This window comes from Streptomyces sp. NPDC058001 (assembly GCF_042886315.1).
In the GTDB taxonomy this organism is placed as follows: Bacteria; Actinomycetota; Actinomycetes; order Streptomycetales; family Streptomycetaceae; genus Streptomyces.
Genome location: NZ_JBHVQT010000018.1, coordinates 107417 through 128765, shown reverse-complemented (window position 1 = coordinate 128765; position 21349 = coordinate 107417). Strand labels below are relative to the sequence as shown.

Genomic DNA, 21349 nt, shown 5'->3' with positions numbered 1-21349 from the left:
GCATGCCTGGCGCGGTGAGCGGGACGGTCATCTCGCGGAACGCTTCCCGGACGGTCGGGGCGACGGCCGGCCGCCGGGCCTGTGCTGGCGGCAGCCCGCCAGCGTGTTGGCGCCGGGCCCGGCCAGCGGTGTCAGGCCGTAGAGGACGCGTGGTGAGCCGTCGAGCGTGAGTGTCACCCGGCCCTGGGCCGATGGCAGCTGTCGGCTGCGGCCGACGGCGTCCAGCTCGCGTACGGCGCTGCCGGCGGTGATCGTGAGGAGAGTCTTCGTCGGCCAGGGGTCGACCCAGACCTCGGGGGCGGGGAAGTGCCAGTCGGTGCGCGGCCCTGAGGTGTTCAGCACGTAGCCGTCGGCCCGGTTCCACAGGACGACCGCCGGGCCGTCGGGTGTGTCGAACCACAGGCCGAAGGTCTGCGGGTCGGGGAAGGTCAGTCGGCCCCGGAAGGTGGCCTGGTCGAGCACGCGGGCCGCGGTCGCGTACGCCAGGAGCGACGGCTTCGGGCTGAGGTCGCGGTTCATCAGTCCGTAGTGGTACTCGACGTTGTCCGGATCGGCGACCTGCGGCATGCCCAGCACACTGTCGTGGAACTGGTACCAGCACACACAGGTGATGCCTTCGGCTTTTGCCAGTGCCAGGCTGAGCAGGACGTTCTCGGCGGCGTGCCGGTAGGTGTCGTGCCACCAGCTGTTCGGTTTGGTCGGCGCGTACGCCTCGGTCAGCCAGATCTCCTTCTCGCCGTGCCGCGCCATCAGCGCCTTGAGCTGCTTCAGTCCGCCGTAGAAGTTCCAGTACGTGCCTTCGGCGCCGGTACTCCAGTCGTCGCCCGGCGGTATGTAGTCCGGGGTGAAGTTGCCGCGGCCGGGGTGATAGGCGAACGCGTCGATGAGGTCCCAGCCGCCGGCGGCGATGAAGTTCTCCACCCAGGGCCTGTCCATCCCGGCGAGTCCGTTGTTCATCAGCTTGACGGCGGCGCCGGTCGCGGCCCGCCGGTCGAAGACCGGGCGCAGTGCCTTGTCCAGGTAGGTCTGGGCGGCCACTCCGGTGTTGAACGGCCGGTTCAGTTCGTTGCCGACCTCGAAGTAGCCGGCTCCGGCCCCTTGCGCCACGGCCAGTTTGTCGGCCGCCCAGGCCGCGGCCTCGGTGTCGGTCGCGTCGAGCGACGGTTGCAGCTCGATGTTGTGGCGGATGCCGCGTGCGTCGAACGCCGAGGGCGGCAGGCCAGGGCCGCCGTCGTAGGCGATGCGGACGAGCGAGATGCCGACCCGCTGCCAGAGGTCGAGTACGGCGTCATCGCTCGGCCGCCGCAGCCACGGGTAGTTGGCGATCCCGAACATGCTGTCCGTACCGGCCTGGTAGGTGAACGGCGGCAGGGTCGCGAGGTTGGTCCGGGCGAAGGCATTGTCGCCCGCGGACCGTACGACGACCTCGGCGAGCGCGATGCCGGCGGCCGGCGCGGGCACGGTGAAGGTGTGCTGCCAGGTGCCCGCCGCGGGGATGCTGCCGGACACGGTGGTGGCGGCCAGCTGCGCGCCGTCGAAGTCGCGTACCGACAGCTCCAGTTCGGCCGTGCGTGCGGCGCCGCCGTTCGCGACCAGGGCGGTGAGCCGCATCGGTTCGCCGGGGACCTGGTAGACGTTGAAGTCGCGGTCGGTGGTCAGTTCGAGGCCGAGTTCGCGGCCACGGCCGATGGTGGCGGTGGCCGACGGCCTGGTCTCGGAGAAGAAGAAGTCGGCCCGGCTGGTCCACCCGCCGGCCGGGTCGGCCGTTCCCGGCGCGTGGATCCAGGTCGCGTTCGTCCATGCCTGGCGTGAGCGGTCCAGCAGGAACAGTCCGTGCAGGCTGCCCCAGGTCGAAGTGTGTGCGGCGCCGGCGGTTTCCTCGTAGGGGATGCCGCCGCCGGTGTCACGGACCCATTCGGTGATCGCGATGTAGTCGTCGGGCGCGGTCGGCGCCTGGATCGCCCGGCTGAACAGGAAGCCGTCCGGCACCAGGGTGTCCGCGCCGGTGATCCGCCACTCCAGCCGGGCATGCCCGGTCGTGACACTGAACCAGCCGGTGACGGTGGTCGGCCCGGCGGCCGTGGCGAAGGTGTAGTCCATCCGGATCGCCGGTGTTCCGTCCGGCAGGGTGGCCTGTGCGGGGGTGGCGCCGGTCGACAGATGGATGCCGGTGAGCCGGTCCTTGATCTGGAACTTCGACCCGGCGCTGCGCGTGACACCGGCCGCGTCGCGGATGGCGAGCCGGCCGCCGATGCTCGCCAGCAGGCTGATCCCGCCGGCGGTCAGGGTGACATCGCCGTCCGCGGCGTGCGCCGTCACGGCGGTGGGCTCGGCGATCAGTACGACGCCGGCCGCGAGGGCCGCGCCGAGAAGACCGCGACGGCTGAGGCGGGCGCCTTCGGCAGGTGGAGTGGTCATCGTCTGCTCCTGTCTGGCCACGCACGGTGTGATAATGCCTATCTTCAATGTCGTGGCACGGACGGTCTCAACCAGACAGACCGTTGGTCAAGGGGTATTGCGCTTTTGTTTCGAGCGGTTTAACGTCACCGACGTCCGCTGAAGTTACGCATTATCACCGGAGGATCGATGCCAACGAAGCCGCGCCGCGTCACCCAGCGCGAGATCGCCGAGATCGCGGGGGTCAGCCAGACCACCGTCTCGGTGGTGCTGAACGACCGTGACGGCACGAACGTGCGCATCCCGGAAGAGACCCGGGCGCGGGTCAAGCTGGCGCTTGAGCAGGCCACCTACGTCGCCGATCCGGCTGCCCGTCGGCTGGCCGGTATGGACAACCAGATCATCGGCGTCTTCACCTACGAGGAAGCCCTGTCGCCGGAGAGCCTGGACTTCTACGGCCCACTGCTGAACGGGATCGAACGTGCGGCCGAGGAGATCGGCTGGGACCTGCTGCTCTTCACGTCCTCGCCGGTCGAGAACGGTGCCCGCAGTCTGTTCCATCGCAAGACCCGGCTGCGGCTCACCGACGGCTGCGTCCTGCTCGGCCAGCAGATGGTCGGGTCCGAGTTGGAACGGCTGGTCGCCGAGCAGTTCCCGTTCGTCGCGGTCGGCCGCAGGGACGAGACGGCCGCGGCCGTGCCGTACGTCGGCATCGACTACGTCACTCCGGCGGACGCCGTGATCGACCTGGCCGCGGACCGTGGACACCGCCAGGCCCTGTATGTGCACCGAGGCCGCGACACCGCCACCGCACGGGACCGGCGCGGCGCGGTCGAAGCCGCATCCGCGGCGGGCCGCATGGCGTTCATGCTGGTGGGTGAGGAGCGCGTCGCCGAACTGCCCCGACTGGCTCGGGCCACGGAGGCCACGCTGATCATCGCCGAGGACGCCTTCCTCACAGAGGACGTCGTCCTCTCGCTCGTCGGTGCCGGGGTGGACGTGCCCGGCGAGATCTCGGTCGCCGCGTTCGGCGAGGTCCGCGGTCATCGCACCGACGGACGGGCATTGACGGGCTTTCGCGTGCCGCGCAAACAGGTCGCCGCCGAAGCACTCGGTCTGCTGCAGCAGTTGGTGACCACCGACCCGCAGGAGTGGGCCGAGTTGGACACCCAGCGGCTCCTGGTGGCCGAGGTCGAAGCGGGCGACACCATTGCCGTCCGGCCGGCAGGGCTGTCGTGAAGAAGATCGCCACAGAGGTGGCGATCATAGGCGGCGGTCTCGGATCGGTGGCAGCCGCTCTCGCGCTGCTCCAGCGCGGACACCGGGTGGTGATGACCGAGGAGTACCCGTGGCTGGGCGGTCAGCTGACGTCGCAGGCAGTGCCGCCGGACGAGCACATCTGGGTCGAGCAGTTCGGCGTGACCGCCCGCTACCGGACGCTGCGGGAGAACATCCGCCGCTACTACCGGGACCACTATCCGCTGTCGGCGCAGGCTCGCGCGGACCGTGAACTCAACCCGGGGCGTGGCCGGGTGAGCCGGCTGTGCCACGAGCCGCGGGTGGCGCTCGCGGTGATCGACGCGCTCCTCGCGCCGTACCGGTCGAGTGGCCGGCTGACCGTCCTGCAGCCCGCGGTCCCGGTCGGGGCCGAGGTCGTGGACGGAGTGGTCCGCACGGTCACGGTCGCGGATCCGGGGACCGGGGCACAGAGCGTGATCACGGCGGAGTTCGTGCTGGACGGCACCGAGACCGGTGACCTGCTGCCGCTGACGGGCACCGAGTACGTCGTCGGCGCGGAGGCGCGGTCCGACACCGGTGAGCCGAGCGCTCCCGACGTCGCCGACCCGGCCAACGTGCAGTCGATCGCGTGGTGTTTCGTCTTCGACCACGCCGCCGGGGACCATACGATCGCCCGGCCCGACGACTACGACGACTGGCGCTCGTTCGAACTGCCCTACTGGGGCGCGCCGATGCTGTCGTTCACCGCGCCCAACCCGCGCACCCTGGTGCCGGAGCAGCGCACGATGGTGGTGAATCCGCAGCAGGACGTCTCCGGCGATCCGCGGTTCGACGCCGGCGATCAGGACCTGTGGCAGTTCCGGCGGATCGCGGCTCGGCAGACCTTCACCGACGGTCTGTACGACAGCGACATCGTGCTCGCCAACTGGCCCCAGCTGGACTACGTCGGCGGTTCGATCATCGACACCGACGAACGATCGCGGCACCTGGCCGCGGCGAAGGCGCAGTCCCGGGCCTACGTCTACTGGCTCCAGACCGAGGCGCCCCGGCCCGACGGGGGCCGTGGGTGGCCGGGACTGCGGCTGCGCGGGGACCTGGTGGGAACGAGCGACGGCTTCGCGCAGGCGCCGTACATCCGGGAGTCCCGCCGGATCAGGGCGCTGACCACCGTCCGCGAACAGGACATCTCGATCGCGTCCCGAGGGTCCGGCGGCCCGGCCCGGTTCGACGCGTCCGTCGGCGTGGGGATGTACCGGATCGATCTGCACCCCTCGACCGGCGGCGACAACTACATCGACATCGAGTCGGCGCCGTTCGAGATCCCGCTGGGCGTCCTGGTCCCGGTCCGGACCCAGAACCTGATCCCCGCCGCCAAGAACATCGGCACCACCCACATCACCAACGGCGCCTACCGCCTCCACCCGGTCGAATGGAACATCGGCGAGTCCGCGGGCGAACTCGCCGCGTTCTGCCTCGACCACGGAATGAGCCCGCAGCAGGTCGCTGCCGAACCCGAACTCGTAGAACAGCTCCAACGCCGCCTGGTCGAGGCCGGCGTCGAACTCCACTGGCCCGAGGTCGTCGGCTACTGAGCCGGACCGGCCACCCCGCACGTCGAAGGGAACCCACCCATGATCAGAACCAGAGCCAGCAAGGTGCCGAGCGCTGTCGCCCTGACGACGGTCCTCGCACTGAGCGCGGCCTGCGCCGGGCCGGCGGCCGACACATCGGACCGGCCGACAGAGCTGCGGATGACGGTTTGGACCGCGGACGAAGCCCAGCTGAAGCTGCTCGACAGCATGGCCGACGCCTACCGGGCCGACCATCCCGACATCGCGAAGATCACCTTCGAGAGCCTGCCGTTCGCCGACTACAACACGACGCTCACCACACAGATCGCCGGCGGCAACGCCCCGGATCTCGCCTGGATGGGCGACCTGTCACGGGATCTCATCGCCTCCGACGCACTCGTCGGGCTGACCGACAAGCTCAAGGACACCCCGGGCTGGAAGTACGACGACCTCCTCGACAGCGCGACGGCGGAGTTCAGCCACGACGGCACGATGTACGCCTACCCGTTCTCCAACTCGCCGTACGCCCTCTACGTGAACACCGACCTGCTCGCCAAAGCCGGACAGAAGATCGATCCGGCCACACTGACCTGGGACCAGGTCGCGACCGCCGGAGCGGCCGTCCACGCCAAGACCGGCAAGGCCGGCTTCGTCGTCCGCGACTTCGACTACAAGGCGTGGAACACGCTGGCCACCGTGTGGACCGGCTGGGGCGCCTCGGCGTGGAGTCCGGACGGCAAGACCTGCACCTTCGACAGCCCCGAAATGCAGCAGGCATTCACCTTCCTGCACGACGCGGCCTTCAAGACCAAGGCGATGCCCGGACCGGGCACCACCGCCGACTTCTTCGCCGGTGACGCCGCCTTCACCGTCGCCCAGGTCTCCCGCGCCTCGCTGCTGACCGGCTCGTTCGACTTCGGGCTCCACCCGCTGCCCGCGGGCCCCCGCGGGGAGTACTCCGTCCTCGGTCAGGCAGGGATGGGTGTACTGGCCTCCAGCAAGCATCCGGACCAGGCGGTGGACTTCCTCGCGTACCTGACGAATCCGGAGAACGCCGCCAAACTGGCCCAGTACTTCCCGCCGCCCCGGAAGTCGCTGCTGACCGGTGACAAGCTCGCCGCGAACAACAAGGTCCTCAGCGCCGCCCAGTTGAACGACGCGGTGGTCGACCAGCTCCCGGACGCCGTCACGCTGCCCAACCACACCAGCCCGGCGGAGATAGCCCAGAAGGGCAAGACGGCGCTCGACGCGATGTGGCGCCCGAACGCCGACATCCCGGCCGTACTGCGCTCGGTCTGCACCGCGATCAAGCCGATTCTGGCCAAATGACCAGGGCACGGTTGGCTGAACGGGCCACCCCGCGGACCGCCGGGCAGGCGCCCGCGCCACCCGCCGCCAAGGCCGCACGCGCATCCCGGCCGGCCTTCTGGACGACCCGCCGGCGGGACGTGCTGACCGGCTACCTGTTCATCCTGCCGCAGCTCGCCGGGGTGGCGGTGTTCGTTCTGCTGCCGGTCGGCATGGCGGTCTGGTACAGCCTGAACGACCGGAACCTCTTCACCGGCGAGCAGACCTTCGTCGGCGGCGAGAACTACGCGGCCCTGGCCAACGATCCGCAGTTGCCCAAGGTGCTGCTGGCAACAGCGCTCTTCTGCGGCGGGGTGGTGATCGTCAACATCACGCTCGGGCTGCTGATCGCCATCCTGCTGAACCGGAAGTTCCGCGGTGTCACGGTGTTCCGGATGCTGTTCTTCTCCCCGGTGGTGGTCTCCGTGGTCGCCTGGACCCTGGTCTGGGGCTTCCTGCTCCAGGACAACGGCGGCATCAACGGCCTCCTTGCCACCGTCGGGATCGACGGGCCGAACTGGCTTCAGGAGGGCGACACCGCGATGCTGTCGGTGATCCTCACCCAGGTGGTGCGCAGCGTCGGGGTCAACATGGTGCTGTTCCTGGCCGCCCTGCAAGGCGTCCCGCGGGAGCTGTACGAGGCCGCCCGCATCGACGGCGCGAACAGCCGCACGGTCTTCGCCCGGATCACCTTGCCGATGATCTCGCCGACGGTGCTGCTGACCGTCATCGTCACGATCGTCGGGGCGTTGCAGTCCTTCGCCCAGATCGCGGTCCTGACCGGTGGCGGGCCGGAGCTGTCCACCACGGTCCTCGTGTACTACGTGTTCCAGCAGACCTTCGAGTTCAACGACATCGGCTACGGCTCGACGCTGGCCCTCATGCTGCTGTCCTTCGTCATGCTGCTCACCGTGCTGCAATGGCAACTGCGTCGTAAGTGGGTGTTCTATGAGGACTGACAGAGTCCGGTCGGTACTGCTGGTGATCGCTCTGGGCGTGCTGGCGATCCCGTTCGTGGTGCCGACGGTGTGGATGGTTGCCGCGTCGGTCAAACCACTGGCGGAGATCTTCGAGGCTCCGCCGTCGCTGTGGACCGACTCGCCGACACTGTCCGCGTACGCCGAGGCGTTCAGCTTCCAGCCCTTCGCCCGGCAGTACCTGAACAGCCTCTACATCGCCGTACTGGTCACACTGATCACCCTGTCGGTGTCCAGTCTGGCCGGGTACGCCTTCGCCCGGATCCGGTTTCCCGGCGCGAACGCGCTGTTCCTGGTGGTGCTGACCGGGATGCTGGTGCCGAGTGAAGTGACGATCGTGCCGCTGTTCCAACTGTTCAAAACGGCCGGCCTCATCAACACGCACTGGCCGCTGATCCTGGTGACCGCACTGGCCGCACCGTGTGTGCTGGCCACGTTCATCATGCGGCAGTTCTTCATCGCCCTCCCCGTCGAACTGGAGGAGGCCGCCCGCATCGACGGCCTCGGCCGCCCCGCGATCTGGTGGCGAATCTGCCTGCCCCTGGCCAAACCGGCCCTCTCGGCGGTGGCAATCCTGACGTTCCTGGCCTCCTGGAACCTCTATCTGGAGCCCACGGTGTACCTCACCTCACCAGAACTGTTCACCCTGCCACAGGCCCTGACCCGCTTCGCCGACGCCTACGGCGGCCAGATGTGGAACACCCAACTCGCCGCCGCCACCATGACCGTCCTACCGATGCTGATCGTCTTCGTCCTGGCCCAACGCCATTTCGTCGAGGGACTGTCCCACTCCGGCCTCAAATGAACACCGGCTCGCCGACCGCCGACAGCCACCCTCCGGCGGGGAAAGCGGGTGCCCCATGGCGGCTCGGGTGAACCCGGAGCCGTCACGGGGCGGGTCGTGCGGGTCGTCACCGGATCGGTGCGGTCCCCGGCCTGCGCGACGGGGGGCGGCCGGAGAGCGGTGCTCAGTTGAGGACCAATCTGGAGGTTGAACGTCCCGTTCCCCGGGGTCCACGTCCGCGCGTGATCGCTGGGGTGATGGCGGCTTCGGCGGGCTGCACTGGTTCTTAGGAGCGACCGCCCTGTGGCCATCCCTGTGCGTCGAACACGGCGAGGGGGTCCAGGTAGTCGCGCCAGTGCGTCACCCTGCGGTCCTTGATGGTCACGACGGAGACGAAGCGGTTGTCATAGGGCCGCCCCGTCCGGGCCGACGTGCCGTGGACTTCGTACTCCAGGACGACCACCGAGGTCTCGGGGTCCCGGTGCACGCGGAGGTTGTCCGTGCTGTGCAGCTTCACGTAGTCGCCGTAGTCGCTGTACACGCCGACGATCCCCTGCCGTCCCTCGACCCGCCGGGGATACCCCGGCACGGTGATCACGTACTCGAAGACCACGTCCTCGGCCAGCAGGTCGTAGTAGTCCTCGCCGTCGACCAGGCCGTCCAACCCCTCCTTGATGATGCGGAAGAACGGGCTGTTCGCCCCGACCAGGGGAGTGTCGTCGCTGACGGTCCTGGTCACTTCGCCTCCGAGGTCCAGGCGTGGGCGTTGCGCTCGGCGAACTCGCGAAAGGTGGTGGCCGGTCGGCCGGTGACCTTCTCGATGTCGCCGGTGGGTGTGGAGCCGTTGCCGGTGATGATGGCGCCGGTGAGCCAGCGCAGCATCACCGCGTAGTCGGCGGGGACGCCCGCGGCGAGTGCGCCGCTGATCCACGTCTCCTGGTCGATGTCGTTGTACAAGACGGGACGGCCGCTCACGGAGGCGATGATGTCCGCGACCTCGCGGAAGGTGAGGGCCTGCGGGCCGGTGAGCGCATAGGTGGCGCCGGCGTGGGATTCGGGGTCCAGCAGCGTCTCGGCCGCGACCGCCGCGATATCGGCCGCGTCGACGAATGCCTCCCTGCCGCCGCTGCTCGGGTTCGTGATCACTCCGTCGATGACCGGGATGTGGCCGTCGGCGAAGTTCTGCATCACCCACGCGGGGCGCTGGATCGAGTGCGTGATGCCATGCCGGGAGGCGAGATCGGCCTCGACAGCCGCGATGTCGACCTCCGTCGGCGCCTGGTCGGTGTTGTAGACGCTCAGGTAGGTGACATGGCGCACGCCGGCCGCCTCGGCGAGGAAATCGGACACGAACCGGGCGTCGAATGCCTGGAACCAGAGGAGTTCCGGGCACGCCACGCCCATGCGGGTCCCGCCGACAACCCGCGGGCCACGGTGTTCCTGTGCGGCGCCTACCGGTTCTCCGGCGACGTCGGCAGCGGACTGCTCGACGCACTGCCCCAGGTCATGACCCTCTCGGCGGCCGACGACGACCCCCTACGGGAGGTGATCACCCTGCTGTCGCGCGAGTTGGTCCGTGCCGAGCCCGCCCAGCAGATTGTGCTGGACCGCCTCCTGGACCTGCTCCTCGTGCTGGCCATCCGTAGCGATTTCCGCCGCAGCGCGACCGCGCCACGCTGGTACCGGGCATCCGCGGACCCGCGTCTCGGCGCCGCGCTGCAAGCCATGCACGAGAACGCGGCCCACCCGTGGACGGTCCCCGAACTCGCCGAGATCAGCGGTCTGTCCCGGGCCGCCTTCGCGCGGGTGTTCCGGGAGGTACTCGGGCAGGCTCCCATGCAGTACCTGACCGCATGGCGAATGACGCTCTCCCGCGACCGCCTCCGCGCCGACGATCTCAGCCTGGCCCAGATCGCCGACACCGTCGGCTACGGCTCGCCCTTCGCATTCGCCGCGGCTTTCCGCCGGCACCACGGAATTCCCCCCGGAACCTGGCGGCAGAGGGAACGGGCGACCGCAGACACGTCACCGCTCACCAACACACACCCCGGCTCGTGAGCAGTGCCATGCCCTGGTCCGGGCGTCCCGTCTCGCACAAGCGTGACGTTCGGAGCGGTGTGGGTGTGGCTCGTAGTCGCGGGCCGAACGACGGTGGTGCATCAGCCGGCCGAGGGTCCGCTCGACGACCCGGCGCCGGGGAATGACTTTGAATCCTTCGACGCCAGGGGCGCGTTGGACGACCTCGACCTCGGCGTCCATTCTCGCGGCGCGAAGTCATGGGGCAGGTAGCGCCAGGGGATACCGGTGCGGTCGACGTAGGGGACGGTGTCCATGATGCCGCGCAGGTCGTGCTCGGGCGGGCGGTCGATATCCAGACACTTGCCTCTCCGCTCGGCCCGCCAGGTGGTGAGGGTGCACTGGTGTTGCTGTGCCCTGGCACCGGCCGCTGAGGGTGGGTACTGGAGGTCAGGTCCCAAACCGTTGCTTGTCCGGCACGGTCCGTCGTGATGGCGAGGGTCCGCCCGTCAGGCGAGCAATAGTCAATACCTGCGGATCACGGCTGTCCGTTGAGGCCGAGCTTTCTCTTGCCGTAAGGGGAGAAGATCGACGCCCAACCGGTCCAGCCGGCGTGGACCTGGGCGATCTGGGAGGGCAGGGGCATCACGGGGAGCAGGTTTCTGCCCTTGGCCCAGTTGGTGAGCAGACCCTCGGTAGTGTCCACGGCGGACACGACCATGGTGACTTTCGCGTTGCCGTCGATCCAGGTGTCCCACAGTGCCCACCCCTCGGGTCGTGCTTCCACCCCCAGTCGAGCACAGGCGTGTGGGTAGGTCTCGTCGATGCCGATGGGCATAGCGTCGGGGCGGATGATGGCCACGGCCGCGAGAGGGACTTGTGGACGCTCTGCCTCGTCTTCCAGACACCCGTCGAGGGGGAAGTGGTAGTGCAGCAGCGCCCGTCCCAGTGCATTGACACTGCGTTGGAGCGGCCCTTCACCTCCGGTGCTGTCGGCGTACCACTGCTCACCGGCGGCTGCGGAGGTGACTGCTTTGGCGAGCCTTTCGACCTCCCGCAGATAGTCGAGTTCGGAGAGCTCTGGCCTGGTCATGGGGGCAGTGTCGCATCGCATCGCCGGATCTGTGCACGCGTTTTTCGCGCGGTCAGGCGTGGTTGTCTCCGCGGGTGAGGGTGGTTCGGACCCGTCTGGTGCGGCCAGTCTTGGCCAGGACGGCGAGGGCGTCGGTGGTGTCCAGGCTCCCGACGATCTTCCGTTGCTGCCTGTCCGATGAGTCGGTCAGCGAACCGGGAAGCCACGGCTGCGCCAAGGCGACCGCCCTGAACAGCGACAACTCGTAGAGCCGCTGGACCAGGAAGGGGTGCGATTCGAGAACCCTGGCCATGGCCTGTGCCCAGGTGACGTATTCCGGGCTTCTGAGCAGATCGGTAGCCCGACTGCGAGGTGGCGGACAACCGCGGACTGGGCCATTGCCGGGTCCGGGTCCGGGTCCGTGAGAGCCTCGGTCATCAGGCCGCGTTCTCCCTGATTCCGCGCCTGCCCGAGTGCTTGCAGGTATGCGGCGAACCGGACGTGCTCCAGCGGCTCGTCCCGGTCCGGATTGGTCGTGGCGCGGGTATCGGTCTATCGCTACGAGGAAATCGGCGGGAGCCTGCACCGGGAGGTGGAGGGCTGGTTCGACCGTGAGTAGGTCGGTGATTCTTTCCCGGAGGCGGGTCGCGAGGTCGGAATCCGGCGTTGGCTGCCCGGACTGCGGGATGAACGAGGACCGGGCCGCCCGCCGATCGGCGGGCGGGTCCAGGGTCGGCTCGGTGAACTCCTCGCGGGTGTCGATCGGTTCGCCGGCGAGAACGGCTACTCCCGCGCCGAAGCGGTGCGGGCCCTGGTGGCGATCGGCCTGCGCAAACCCGAGGACCATCCGCGCCCGATCTGAAGCGCGCACGCTGCCAGTGCCGCCAGAGCCAGCCACCGCCACCGCCGCACGGCAGCCTCCCATCCGGGACCGGCCGGGTCGGCGTAGAAGGTCGCGGTGTCGGGCAGCGAGACGAGGACGACGACGAGGATGATCAACCCCGGTGCGGCGAGTACGCTGCCCGTCACGCCCGCCGAGAGCCTCAACCCGAGGAGAATGAAGGCGTAGCACACGAGAGTCAGTGTGCCGCCCTCTGCCGCGAGGTCCATGAGGGGCAGGACGTCGGCGCCGCCGGGTACGGCATGGGCCAAGGCGGTGGCGCAGACGCCCCAGACGGGCAGCAGGACCGCGAGTCCGGCGGCTGCGCGGGCCAGGTGTCGCATCCATCGCGGCACCGGGTTCACCTCGGTGCTGTGGGCTGCGGGATCGTCGAGGAGGAATGCCAGACCGGCGACGCCGAGCACGGTCGCGATACGCATCAACGCGATGCCGGCTCCTGCCTCCAGCCGCACGGAAAAGGCAGCCGGAGCACCCGCGATGACCAGGGCCGCGGCGCCGGCGACATAGAGAGGACCGGTTCGGGCAGCCCGGAACTCATGAGGCAGAACGGCTCGCAGGAGTCTGATCTGATTCAGCACGCCGCTTCGTCCTCTGTACCCGCGGCCGGCGCCCGCACGCCCAACAGCTCGGCTGCCCGGTCGAGAGTGGTGGTGGGGCTGGTGAGTTCGGCCCACGACTCCTTGACCTTGGGGCCGACTTCGGTCGCAGGCCGGTCCAGGAGGGAGAGTGCCGTCTCCACACTGCGGCGTTCGATACGCAGCCCGGCCGGCGCGTCGAGCGGACGGAAGCTGATTCCCGTACCGCCGAAGGTCGAGGACAACTGCTCACGCAAAGCATCCTCTGTCTCCGCAGTGGCCTGGGCCGCGAGCCAGGTCACCACGAGGGCGCGCGCGTCGCAGAGACGGGTCATGGCGGGAGTCGTCCCGGACGGTTCGACGGTGACACGGTGGGCAAAGGAGGCCGCGAAGCCGATCGTTGCCGAGCTGTCGCTCTGACTTCCCCCGCCCCAGCGGGTTCCCACGGTCACCGCATCGGGGGTTCCGGCCTTCCGGTCGTCCTCGGCCCAGCGATCAACCGGTGGCGGGCCGAGGACTCCGCTGCCTCCATTGATCTGGTACACGCGCTGCCGTACGAAGAAGGGGCCGGAGCGGCCCCCGTCCGGAACCCAACGGAGGATGCCGTCCGTGACCTCGCCCCACTGCCGGTGGCGGTCCTTGAACCCGCGAAAGGCGCAGTAAGTGACGGGGTCTTCGGTCACGCACTCCTGCCTCGGGGCGGGGGCTGTTGTCGCCTCCGCGCGTGCCGTGACCACGGAATCCGGCATCGGGCGCAGTTGCGCTGCGGCGGTCACCGCCACCGCTGCCGACATCAGCACCGCGATGCCTTTCGCCGTCCGGCCTCGCTGGCCGTTGCGGATGAGTACCAAAGCCGCGATCAGCACGGCCAGGAAGAGGAGATACAGGGCGTGGAGCCCTGCCGGCCGGTTCATCAGGTCGGTGGGCAGCGGCGGGACGGACTCGTCCTCGGCGGCCATGAGTGTGAGCCAGCGCCAGGACGAGGTCCCCGCCAGCGCGCCGGTGACAGTAACCACACCGAGCACGGCCAGTGTGAGAGGCCCGGCCGCCGTCGAGCGGGACAGCGAACCCACGAGTACCGCGAGGGTACCGGCGAGCAGTACGACGGCGGGGCCTGTCAGCAGCTCGGTGAGCACGGGAGATCCGACGGCCGCGGGGCGGGTGGCCAGATAGGTGATGCGGGCGAGGACCAGAATCGTGGAGAGCCCCACGACGACCAGTACGGACAGCAGATGGGCTGCGGCCCGCCGCCAGGGTTCGAGCACGGTGGTCTCGTACAGGTCGGTCATCGCGTCCCGGGCCGGCCGCAGGACGGCCAGATGCACCGCGAGGAATGTCCCGGCGGCCAGGAACAGCAGGGTGACCTGGGTGAAGCGGGATTCGTCATGGAGCACGGGATACCGGTCGCCGTCACTCCACCAGGCGGAGTACAGCCACTGTGTGAAGTAGGCCGCCAGAGCGACCAGCAGAGCCGGATGCTTCAGCAGCCGACGGCTCTCCGCCCTGGCGAGCGCGAGCAGGGCCCGCCCGGACGGCGGGGCCGGCGCCGCGCCGCTGTCATCGACGGGCGGCATGGCCCTTGGAACAGTGGGAGTCCTTGTCATGCGACCGCCACCTCCTCGCCGGGCACGGCACCGTTCAGCAGGAGGTATCCGTCCTCCAGGGTCGGGGCCACCAGCCGCGCCCCCTCGGGAGGGCTGCCGATGTTGCGGTACTCGCCCTGGGCCGTGCGCCAGCCGGCGAGTGCGGCAGCGTCCCGCTCGCTGCTGAGCCAGACCCTGTCCTGCGCCATCTGGCTCAGCCCTTCGGGAGTGCCGTCGTAGCGGATACGGCCGTGGTCCATCACGAGGACGCGGTGGCACAGGGCCGCGACGTCCTCGGTCTGGTGGGTGGACAGCAGAACGGTCCGGCCCACGCCCAGGTCGGCGACCAGTTCCCGGAACCTGAGCCTCTGCTCGGGGTCGAGACCAACCGTCGGCTCGTCCAGGATCAGGAATGCCGGGTCGCCCACCAGGGCGGCGGCCAGGGCGACCCGCTGGCGCATGCCGCCCGAGAGCGCCTTCATCTTCTTGTTCCGCTGGTCCGTCAGACCGACGGCCTCCAGAACACGCCGCGCTTCGGCATGGCGTCGCTCCCGATCGGTCAGCTCCTTGAGGATGGCGACGTAGTCGACGAACTCGAAGGCCGTGAAACCAGGATGGAACCCCGGGGCCTGCGGCTGGAATCCCAGGTGGCGCCGGATCTCCCGCCGCTGTCGCGCGTGACGCGGATCCAGGCCGAGCACCCGAAGGTCACCTGTCTCGGGCAGATGCGCTGTGGCCAGTGCACGGAGCAAGGTGGTCTTCCCCGCACCGTTAGGGCCCAGAAGCCCTGTGACACCTTCATGGAGCGTGAGCGACACGTCGTTCACGGCGATCGTCCTCCGGTAGCGCACGGAGACACCCGTCGCGGTCACCGTGGTAGTGCCTGAAGTCATGAGAAGTAGACCTTCCTCTCGATGTCGAACGCGGAGCGGAACACAACGAGCAGAAGCAGAAGTGCCGTGAACGTCGAGGCCGTCGCCAACTGCCCGCCCACGGAAGCAAGCCATGAGGAATGCCGGGTGAGGAGGACCAGCACTGCCCAACCCCCGCCCACGACCGCGCATACGGCCGCCGGGGTCAGCCGTGTCGACAGCAGCAGGCTGAGGGCCGTGAGAGCACAGGACGGCAACAACCATCCGAAGATCTCCCACCCGAACCCTGGCAGAGTCAGGGCTGCCGCCGACGACAGCGCCACGCAGGTGCCCAACACCACGGCCGTCCGCAGGAGAACGAGACGGAACGTGCCCAGCGGCGCCACCAGCGCCACATCCCGGACCGGATCCCATCGGTGGTCGAAGCTCGCCGCCACTCCGGCGACCGGCAGCAGCGGCACCAGCGCGATGTACACATCCGCCGCACCGTCAGGCTGGAACAGCCGGGCAGCCAACGCGGCGAACACCAGGAGCAGCCCGGACGCACCCAGCCACGACGCCCGCAGCGCAGGCACCGCGGTCACCAACCGCGCCACATGGTCAGGAACCCGCAGGCGCAGCAACCATCGTTCGGTCATGGACGGCGGGGCGATGTCGATGGCCTCCGAAAGCCGGTCCCAGACCCTGTCCACCGCAGCGGGCACTCCACCGTGCGCCAGACGCTCACGACAGAGCTGACATCTGTCGAGATGAGGCTCGACCAGTTCCCGCTCAGGCGGTGCCAGGCCGCCGAGCACGTAGAGGCGGAGCAGGTGTTCCGCCGGATGCGCACCGACCTCGTTCGTCATGGCTCCTGTCTCCTTGCCCTCTCGACATCCCTGCGAAGCCGCTGCCGTGCCCGCATGGCCCTGGTCTTCACCGTCCCCGGAGGGATCCGTAACCGCTCCGCCGCCTCTCCTGTCGACAAGCCGTCCAGGACCGTTGCCTGCAGCACGTCCCGGAGATCCGGCGGCAGCCCGGCCAACGCCCCCTGCATGTCGCCGAACTCGACCCCCGTCAAGACCTGCTCCTCGGCCGATGGCTCCAGCCGGATACGCAACCGGTGCAGCGCCAGCTGTATACGGCTGCGCGCGCTGTCCTTGCGGGCGATGTCCACCAGCCGCCGGGAGGCTATGCGCCACAACCAGCCGGCCACGTCGTCGACCTCGGGCTGCCGCCCTTCCGCGCAGTTGCGCCAGACGGACAGGAAGGCTTCCTGCACTACGTCATCGAGCTGCGCGGGGTCAGCACACCGGTACCTCATGCGTGCCACCAGCCATGGCGCGTATCGGCGGTACAGCACCTCGAAGGCACGCCGGTCCCCCTCGGCGATGGCGGCCATGAGGTCCGACGCCGAGGGATCCTCCTCGCCCAACAACTCCGTCACATCCCCTTCGTCGGATGCACCCCGCCCAACGGTTCGCATTCGGCGGCCAAGATTTCCCCAAACCCACGAATAGCCCACAAATGATCTAGGCATGACAATGCGGAGAGGAGGGTTCCCTCTCCGCATTGTCATGTCGCAGTGGGCTCAGCCCGGCGGGACTAACAAGCCACGACGCCGTCGAACTTACGGGGCGTGATCGGCACCTTGTGCGTGAAGACGTAGTTGGGCCGCAGCGAGGTGCACTCGCTGTCTGCTCCCCAGGCCCAGATGACCTTCACGCGGTAGGTGCTGCTGCACCAGTTGTACACGTAGGCGGTCTGCGTGATGGTGCCCTTGTTGACGAACGCTTCGATACAGGTGGGCAGGGCGAGCGGCTTGACGTCCGACGGCGCGGGGGCCGCGGCGTGCGCGGTGGCGCCGCTGAGAGCGATCAGGCCCAGGGAGGCTACTCCCAGGGCGAGTCCTCTTTTCGCTGTACGAGTCTTGCTCATCTGCTGGTTCTCCTTGTCGCAGTCGATGCGAATCGATGTGCCATCGCGCAGAGAGTGACCTGAGCATGCCAAGGGAACGGCGAACACCCGCAGGACCCGTGATGCCCGTGTGTCCCGCCCGTCACTGCCCTGTGCGCCGCAACCGTAGGCCGGTACCAGCAGAGCACCACAAGCAACTCCCGAACCTCCCGTACGGGCCATGGCTGAAAGTAGACGCAAAGTGGAGGCGGCGCGGGGAGCGTCAGCTTCGAGAGGGAACCGGGAAGTGGAGAGGTGGAGTTCAAGATTCCGGAAAGGATCGATAAAAACTCCTGCTCGACTACCGCAAGCAACTCACGGACCTCCCGCACGGACCACGTCGAAAAGCGGACACGAAGTGGAGGCGACGCGTAGCGCGTCAGCGTCCAAATGGCACCGGAAAGTGAGGGATGGAGTTCAAGACTCCGGAAAGATCGACAACGTCTCCTTTCCGACTTCGCGAACAAGGCGCGACCCAGCGGCAATCGAGGTGAGCCCGTCGATGAACCGCCGTACGACGAATGCCGTCACGTCCGCTCCCTCGCCCGGCTGATTCGGGGTGCCGAGGGCTTCGGCGCTCCGGTCGGGGAAGCGGGGCTGTGTCTACGCACTGGACCGGCAGGGCCGCCACCGCCGACAGTACGGGCCGCCCATCTACGTCCGCCGCGAGATCGTGCACAACAAACACGTCGTGCGGACCCTTCAGAACAAGGGCGCCGTCTTCGTCGAACGCACGGACGAGGTACCCCAGGGAGCCATCGTTGTGCTGTCCGCCCACGGCGTCGCCCCATCCGTCCACGCCGAAGCCGCCGCGCGCAGCCTCGCGACCATCGACGCGACCTGCCCGCTGGTCACCAAGGTCCACAGGGAAGCCGTCCGGTACGCACGGGAGGACTACGACATCCTCCTGATCGGCCACGAAGGACACGAAGAGGTCATCGGCACCAGCGGCGAAGCCCCCGACCACATCACCCTGGTCGACGGCCCCCACAACGTCGCAAACCTCTCGGTACGCGACGAATCCAAAGTCGTCTGGCTCTCCCAGACCACCCTCTCCGTCGACGAGACCATGGAAACCGTCGACGCGCTCAAGACACGCTTCCCGAACCTGACCTCCCCGCCCAGCGACGACATCTGCTACGCCACGCAGAACCGCCAGACCGCGGTGAAGAAGCTCGCCGAGGACGCCGAACTCGTCATCGTCGTCGGCTCCAGGAACTCCTCCAACTCCGTCCGCATGGTCGAGGTCGCTCTCGACGCCGGCGCGCCCGCCGCCCATCTGGTCGACTTCGCCGACGAGATCGACGAAGCCTGGCTGGAGGGCGTCACCACTGTGGGTCTCACCTCCGGCGCCTCCGCCCCCGACGTCCTGGTCGACGGCGTACTGCAATGGCTCGCCGAGCGCGGCTACGACGATGTCGAGACGGTGACGACCGGCGACGAGACCATCACCTTCGCCCTCCCACACGAGTTGCGCCGCAATCTGCGATGACACCACAACCACCTCGGGAGAATGGACTTCGCCGCAGCAAGCGCCGCGGTGTTGGTGCGAGGCTTCTTCACGTCCCCCCGTTCGGGATGCTTCAGCACCGCGACTGCGGGCGCACCGGGCGTGGGCGTAACCAGCCCAGGTCCGCGCGTCCTACGCTCGCCGTGCGCCACACCGGCGGGCGGCTCGGTAAAGGCATCGCACACCAGGGGTCGCGGCTGAAGCAGGACGTGGACTCGCTCGTCGACGCGCAAAGCCGTGTCCGACATGCGTAAGCCGGCCCTGCAACAACCCGACTGGGACGACCCGTTACAGGTGCGGCGCATCCGGGAAGCACTGGCCGCACGCCTGCCGCTGGTCAAGGCGGAGGACGTACGCGTGCTGCGGACGCGGCTGGTCCAGGTGGCCCGGCGCGAAGCCCTGGTGGTGCAGGCCGGGGACTGCGCCGAGAACCCGGGGGAGTGCGACGCCGCATACGTGTCGCGCAAATCCGCGCTGCTCGACCTGCTCGCCACGACGCTGAAGACGGCCACCCACAAGCCGGTCGTACGGGTCGGACGCATCGCGGGCCAGTTCGCCAAGCCGCGGTCCAGGTCTTTCGAACGGATCGGGGATCTGGAACTGCCGGTCTACCGGGGCCACATGGTCAACGGCCCGGAACACGACCCGGAAAGCCGTCGGCACGATCCGCGGCGCCTGCTGACCTCGTACATGACGGCCTGCGACGTCATGGAGCACCTGGGCTGGCGCGGGCCCGCGGCCCTGGGGCACCAGCCCCTGATCGAGCCCCGGCTGTGGACGAGCCATGAGGCCCTCGTCCTTGACTACGAAGTGCCCATGATCCGTGAGCTGGGTGACGGGCGCCGCTGGCTCGGCTCCACGCACTGGCCGTGGATCGGCGAGCGGACCCGCCAGCTGGACGGCGCTCACCTGGACCTTGTCGCCGGCATCGTCAACCCGGTCGCCGTGAAGGTGGGTCCGACCACCACCCTGGAGGAGATCACCGGCCTGTGCGAACGGCTCGATCCGCTGCGGGAACCGGGTCGGCTCACTCTCATCGCGCGGATGGGAGCCGAGACGGTCGCCGACCGGCTGCCCGCGCTCGTGGAGGCGGTGCGGGTGGCCGGCCATCCGGTGATCTGGCTCAGCGACCCCATGCACGGCAACACAGTGGTGGGCCCGGACGGATACAAGACCCGCCTGTTGGGGACCATGGCGCGGGAGATCCGGGGATTTCTCCGGGCTGTGACCGACGTCGGCGGCACGGGGGGCGGACTGCACCTGGAGACCACCCCCGACGACGTCCTCGAATGTGCCGTGGACGTCTCCGTGTACGAGGAGAAGACTGTCCGCCGTACCAGCCTGTGCGACCCCCGGCTCAATCCGGAACAGGCTGTTTCCCTGGTCTCCGTCTGGCTCGACGGGGACGTCCGACCCACCGCGCCGGGAGACGGGTCACGGATGGATCGGGAAGCGCAGACGATCCCGGGCGGACGACCGCTGCCTCCCGGACCGGAGTACCAGGAGTTCGAGCCCCGGAACCACTTCGCGTTACGACTCAACCAGACCTGATAGTCACCCGTGTTCGGGCGAAGTGGACGTTCCATTTGGTGCATTGACATGCGTCTGGCCGTGTTGGTGATGGAGGTGAGTCACTGAGAGCACGCAAGTAGGGGGTTTGCTGCTGGTGAGGCCGGCTGACGAGCTAGCCTCCGAGGGTGGGGATGACGATGCGCTTGGCGGCTCGGGTGAGCGGTCTGAGGAAAGGGAAGTCCAAGGTCGTCCTGGTGTTGTCCGGGGACAGCCGGGCCCCGTTCGAGGGGGAGCGAATCCGGCGAACGGTGCGTCGAGCTGTGCGCATCGCACAAGCCCTGGATTCGAGCCTGCCGGACGTCTGGATCTATGGGGCTGACTGCCACCGCCTCCCCGCGATCCAGCGTGGCTCCCCCGAGACGTGGATCGCGGACTGGGCGGTCTTGGCGAAGAGACCCGTATTCGACGAATCTCCCGGGAACGACAATCCGCTGGCCTGTTCGGTGCGGGAGTACGGGTTGTTCAAAGGCGGCAGTGTCGCCGGTGCGATGGAGGTGTTGCAGAAGGAGTATGGGACCTCCCGCAGACCAGTCCTTGTGCTCTTCCACGTGGAGTCGATGGAGGTTGAGGACAGGCGCGTCGCCAGACAGTTGGAGAAGGCGTCGGGGAAACCGCTGTTCTGGCAGTTCCTCGCCCAGCTGGACGAGATGTCCTTTTCGGTGCTGGACCGCTTGGACGACGTGCGCCGGGAACGCCCGAGGATCACGAACGCGCACTACAACAACTCGTGGAACATGGACATATCAGTCGGACTGGACGTGTTCCAGCAGTACGCGATGATCAAGCCCTACGCGCGCTGGGTGAGAGAGTCTCATCGGCAGGCGCCGGGGTGAGCAGTGCTCTCCACCATGACCCTGCGGTAGCAGATCAGGGTTACGGCGATGCCGACGAAGGCGAGGAAGTGCTCGGCCCTGCGCGATTCCTGGATGCATGAGCCCATCCTGCGCGCGGCCCGGTGTACCGACAGTGCGTCACGCAGTGCGATTTCTCATCGCAGC

20 protein-coding genes and 1 pseudogene are annotated in these 21349 nt (G+C 68.5%); 9 read left to right on the top strand and 12 right to left on the bottom strand.

From position 1 onward, the window contains the following. Positions 1–27 precede the first annotated feature (27 nt). Positions 28–2418 (bottom strand): hypothetical protein, encoded by a 2391-nt coding sequence (locus tag ACFVT5_RS37430; protein WP_389897624.1) that lies wholly within the window; start codon positions 2416–2418, stop codon positions 28–30. Positions 2419–2586: 168 nt separating this feature from the next. On the opposite strand from ACFVT5_RS37430, the gene ACFVT5_RS37425 reads away from it, so the two are divergent. The 5 genes from ACFVT5_RS37425 to ACFVT5_RS37405 are packed head-to-tail and all read left to right on the top strand — an operon-like array spanning position 2587 to position 8336. After that, positions 2587–3636, top strand: coding sequence for a LacI family DNA-binding transcriptional regulator (locus tag ACFVT5_RS37425; protein ID WP_389897622.1), 1050 nt, complete (start codon positions 2587–2589; stop codon positions 3634–3636). A 5-nt stretch (positions 3637–3641) separates the two neighbouring features. Next, positions 3642–5228 carry an FAD-dependent oxidoreductase gene (locus ACFVT5_RS37420; RefSeq protein ID WP_389897703.1) on the top strand — a complete coding sequence of 529 codons (1587 nt, stop codon included), beginning with the start codon at positions 3642–3644 and terminating at the stop codon, positions 5226–5228. Positions 5229–5267: 39 nt separating this feature from the next. After that, positions 5268–6536 carry an extracellular solute-binding protein gene (locus tag ACFVT5_RS37415; protein WP_389897620.1) on the top strand — a complete coding sequence of 423 codons (1269 nt, stop codon included), beginning with the start codon at positions 5268–5270 and terminating at the stop codon, positions 6534–6536. Next, complete coding sequence (locus tag ACFVT5_RS37410; RefSeq protein ID WP_389897619.1) at positions 6533–7513, top strand: carbohydrate ABC transporter permease; 981 nt, start codon at positions 6533–6535, stop codon at positions 7511–7513. The genes ACFVT5_RS37415 and ACFVT5_RS37410 overlap by 4 nt, the downstream gene beginning before the upstream one ends. Next, a complete protein-coding gene (locus ACFVT5_RS37405) occupies positions 7503–8336 on the top strand; it encodes a carbohydrate ABC transporter permease (RefSeq protein WP_389897617.1) in 834 nt (277 codons plus the stop codon). Before ACFVT5_RS37410 ends, ACFVT5_RS37405 begins: the two co-directional genes overlap by 11 nt. 265 nt (positions 8337–8601) lie before the next feature. Here the strand turns inward: ACFVT5_RS37405 and ACFVT5_RS37400 are convergent, their stop codons facing one another. Next, positions 8602–9054, bottom strand: a complete 453-nt coding sequence (locus tag ACFVT5_RS37400; RefSeq protein WP_389897615.1) for a nuclear transport factor 2 family protein — start codon at positions 9052–9054, stop codon at positions 8602–8604. After that, positions 9051–9665 carry a hypothetical protein gene (locus tag ACFVT5_RS37395; RefSeq protein WP_389897613.1) on the bottom strand — a complete coding sequence of 205 codons (615 nt, stop codon included), beginning with the start codon at positions 9663–9665 and terminating at the stop codon, positions 9051–9053. Before ACFVT5_RS37395 ends, ACFVT5_RS37400 begins: the two co-directional genes overlap by 4 nt. On the opposite strand from ACFVT5_RS37395, the gene ACFVT5_RS37390 reads away from it, so the two are divergent. Then, positions 9627–10373 carry a helix-turn-helix domain-containing protein gene (locus ACFVT5_RS37390; RefSeq protein WP_389897611.1) on the top strand — a complete coding sequence of 249 codons (747 nt, stop codon included), beginning with the start codon at positions 9627–9629 and terminating at the stop codon, positions 10371–10373. The two genes, ACFVT5_RS37395 and ACFVT5_RS37390, sit on opposite strands and share 39 nt — an antisense overlap. Before the next feature lie 221 nt (positions 10374–10594). Here ACFVT5_RS37390 and ACFVT5_RS37385 read toward each other — a convergent pair. From ACFVT5_RS37385 to ACFVT5_RS37345, 9 genes and pseudogenes are all read right to left on the bottom strand, one after another. Next, positions 10595–10726 (bottom strand): annotated as a pseudogene (locus ACFVT5_RS37385) (IS5/IS1182 family transposase); the annotation flags it as partial. A 143-nt stretch (positions 10727–10869) separates the two neighbouring features. Beyond that, positions 10870–11424 carry a hypothetical protein gene (locus ACFVT5_RS37380; protein ID WP_389897609.1) on the bottom strand — a complete coding sequence of 185 codons (555 nt, stop codon included), beginning with the start codon at positions 11422–11424 and terminating at the stop codon, positions 10870–10872. A 52-nt stretch (positions 11425–11476) separates the two neighbouring features. Then, positions 11477–11716 (bottom strand): hypothetical protein, encoded by a 240-nt coding sequence (locus ACFVT5_RS37375; protein WP_389897607.1) that lies wholly within the window; start codon positions 11714–11716, stop codon positions 11477–11479. A 470-nt stretch (positions 11717–12186) separates the two neighbouring features. Continuing rightward, positions 12187–12882 (bottom strand): hypothetical protein, encoded by a 696-nt coding sequence (locus ACFVT5_RS37370; protein ID WP_389897605.1) that lies wholly within the window; start codon positions 12880–12882, stop codon positions 12187–12189. Beyond that, positions 12876–14483, bottom strand: coding sequence for an ABC transporter permease (locus tag ACFVT5_RS37365; RefSeq protein WP_389897603.1), 1608 nt, complete (start codon positions 14481–14483; stop codon positions 12876–12878). The genes ACFVT5_RS37370 and ACFVT5_RS37365 overlap by 7 nt, the downstream gene beginning before the upstream one ends. Next, a complete protein-coding gene (locus tag ACFVT5_RS37360) occupies positions 14480–15355 on the bottom strand; it encodes an ATP-binding cassette domain-containing protein (protein WP_389897601.1) in 876 nt (291 codons plus the stop codon). The genes ACFVT5_RS37365 and ACFVT5_RS37360 overlap by 4 nt, the downstream gene beginning before the upstream one ends. After that, positions 15352–16182: an anti-sigma factor family protein gene (locus ACFVT5_RS37355; RefSeq protein WP_389897599.1), complete on the bottom strand. Its 831-nt coding sequence runs from the start codon at positions 16180–16182 to the stop codon at positions 15352–15354. The genes ACFVT5_RS37360 and ACFVT5_RS37355 overlap by 4 nt, the downstream gene beginning before the upstream one ends. After that, positions 16179–16715, bottom strand: coding sequence for an RNA polymerase sigma factor (locus ACFVT5_RS37350; RefSeq protein ID WP_389897702.1), 537 nt, complete (start codon positions 16713–16715; stop codon positions 16179–16181). Before ACFVT5_RS37350 ends, ACFVT5_RS37355 begins: the two co-directional genes overlap by 4 nt. Before the next feature lie 203 nt (positions 16716–16918). Next, positions 16919–17251: a hypothetical protein gene (locus ACFVT5_RS37345; RefSeq protein ID WP_389897597.1), complete on the bottom strand. Its 333-nt coding sequence runs from the start codon at positions 17249–17251 to the stop codon at positions 16919–16921. Between the two features lie 628 nt (positions 17252–17879). On the opposite strand from ACFVT5_RS37345, the gene ACFVT5_RS37340 reads away from it, so the two are divergent. The 3 genes from ACFVT5_RS37340 to ACFVT5_RS37330 all read left to right on the top strand — a co-directional run bounded on the left by ACFVT5_RS37340 (position 17880) and on the right by ACFVT5_RS37330 (position 21184). After that, on the top strand, positions 17880–18761 hold the full coding sequence (locus tag ACFVT5_RS37340) for a 4-hydroxy-3-methylbut-2-enyl diphosphate reductase (protein ID WP_389897699.1): 882 nt from the start codon (positions 17880–17882) through the stop codon (positions 18759–18761). A gap of 264 nt (positions 18762–19025) precedes the next feature. After that, positions 19026–20330 carry a 3-deoxy-7-phosphoheptulonate synthase gene (locus ACFVT5_RS37335; protein ID WP_389897697.1) on the top strand — a complete coding sequence of 435 codons (1305 nt, stop codon included), beginning with the start codon at positions 19026–19028 and terminating at the stop codon, positions 20328–20330. A gap of 152 nt (positions 20331–20482) precedes the next feature. Next, positions 20483–21184, top strand: coding sequence for a VWA domain-containing protein (locus ACFVT5_RS37330; RefSeq protein WP_389897695.1), 702 nt, complete (start codon positions 20483–20485; stop codon positions 21182–21184). Positions 21185–21349 lie beyond the last annotated feature (165 nt).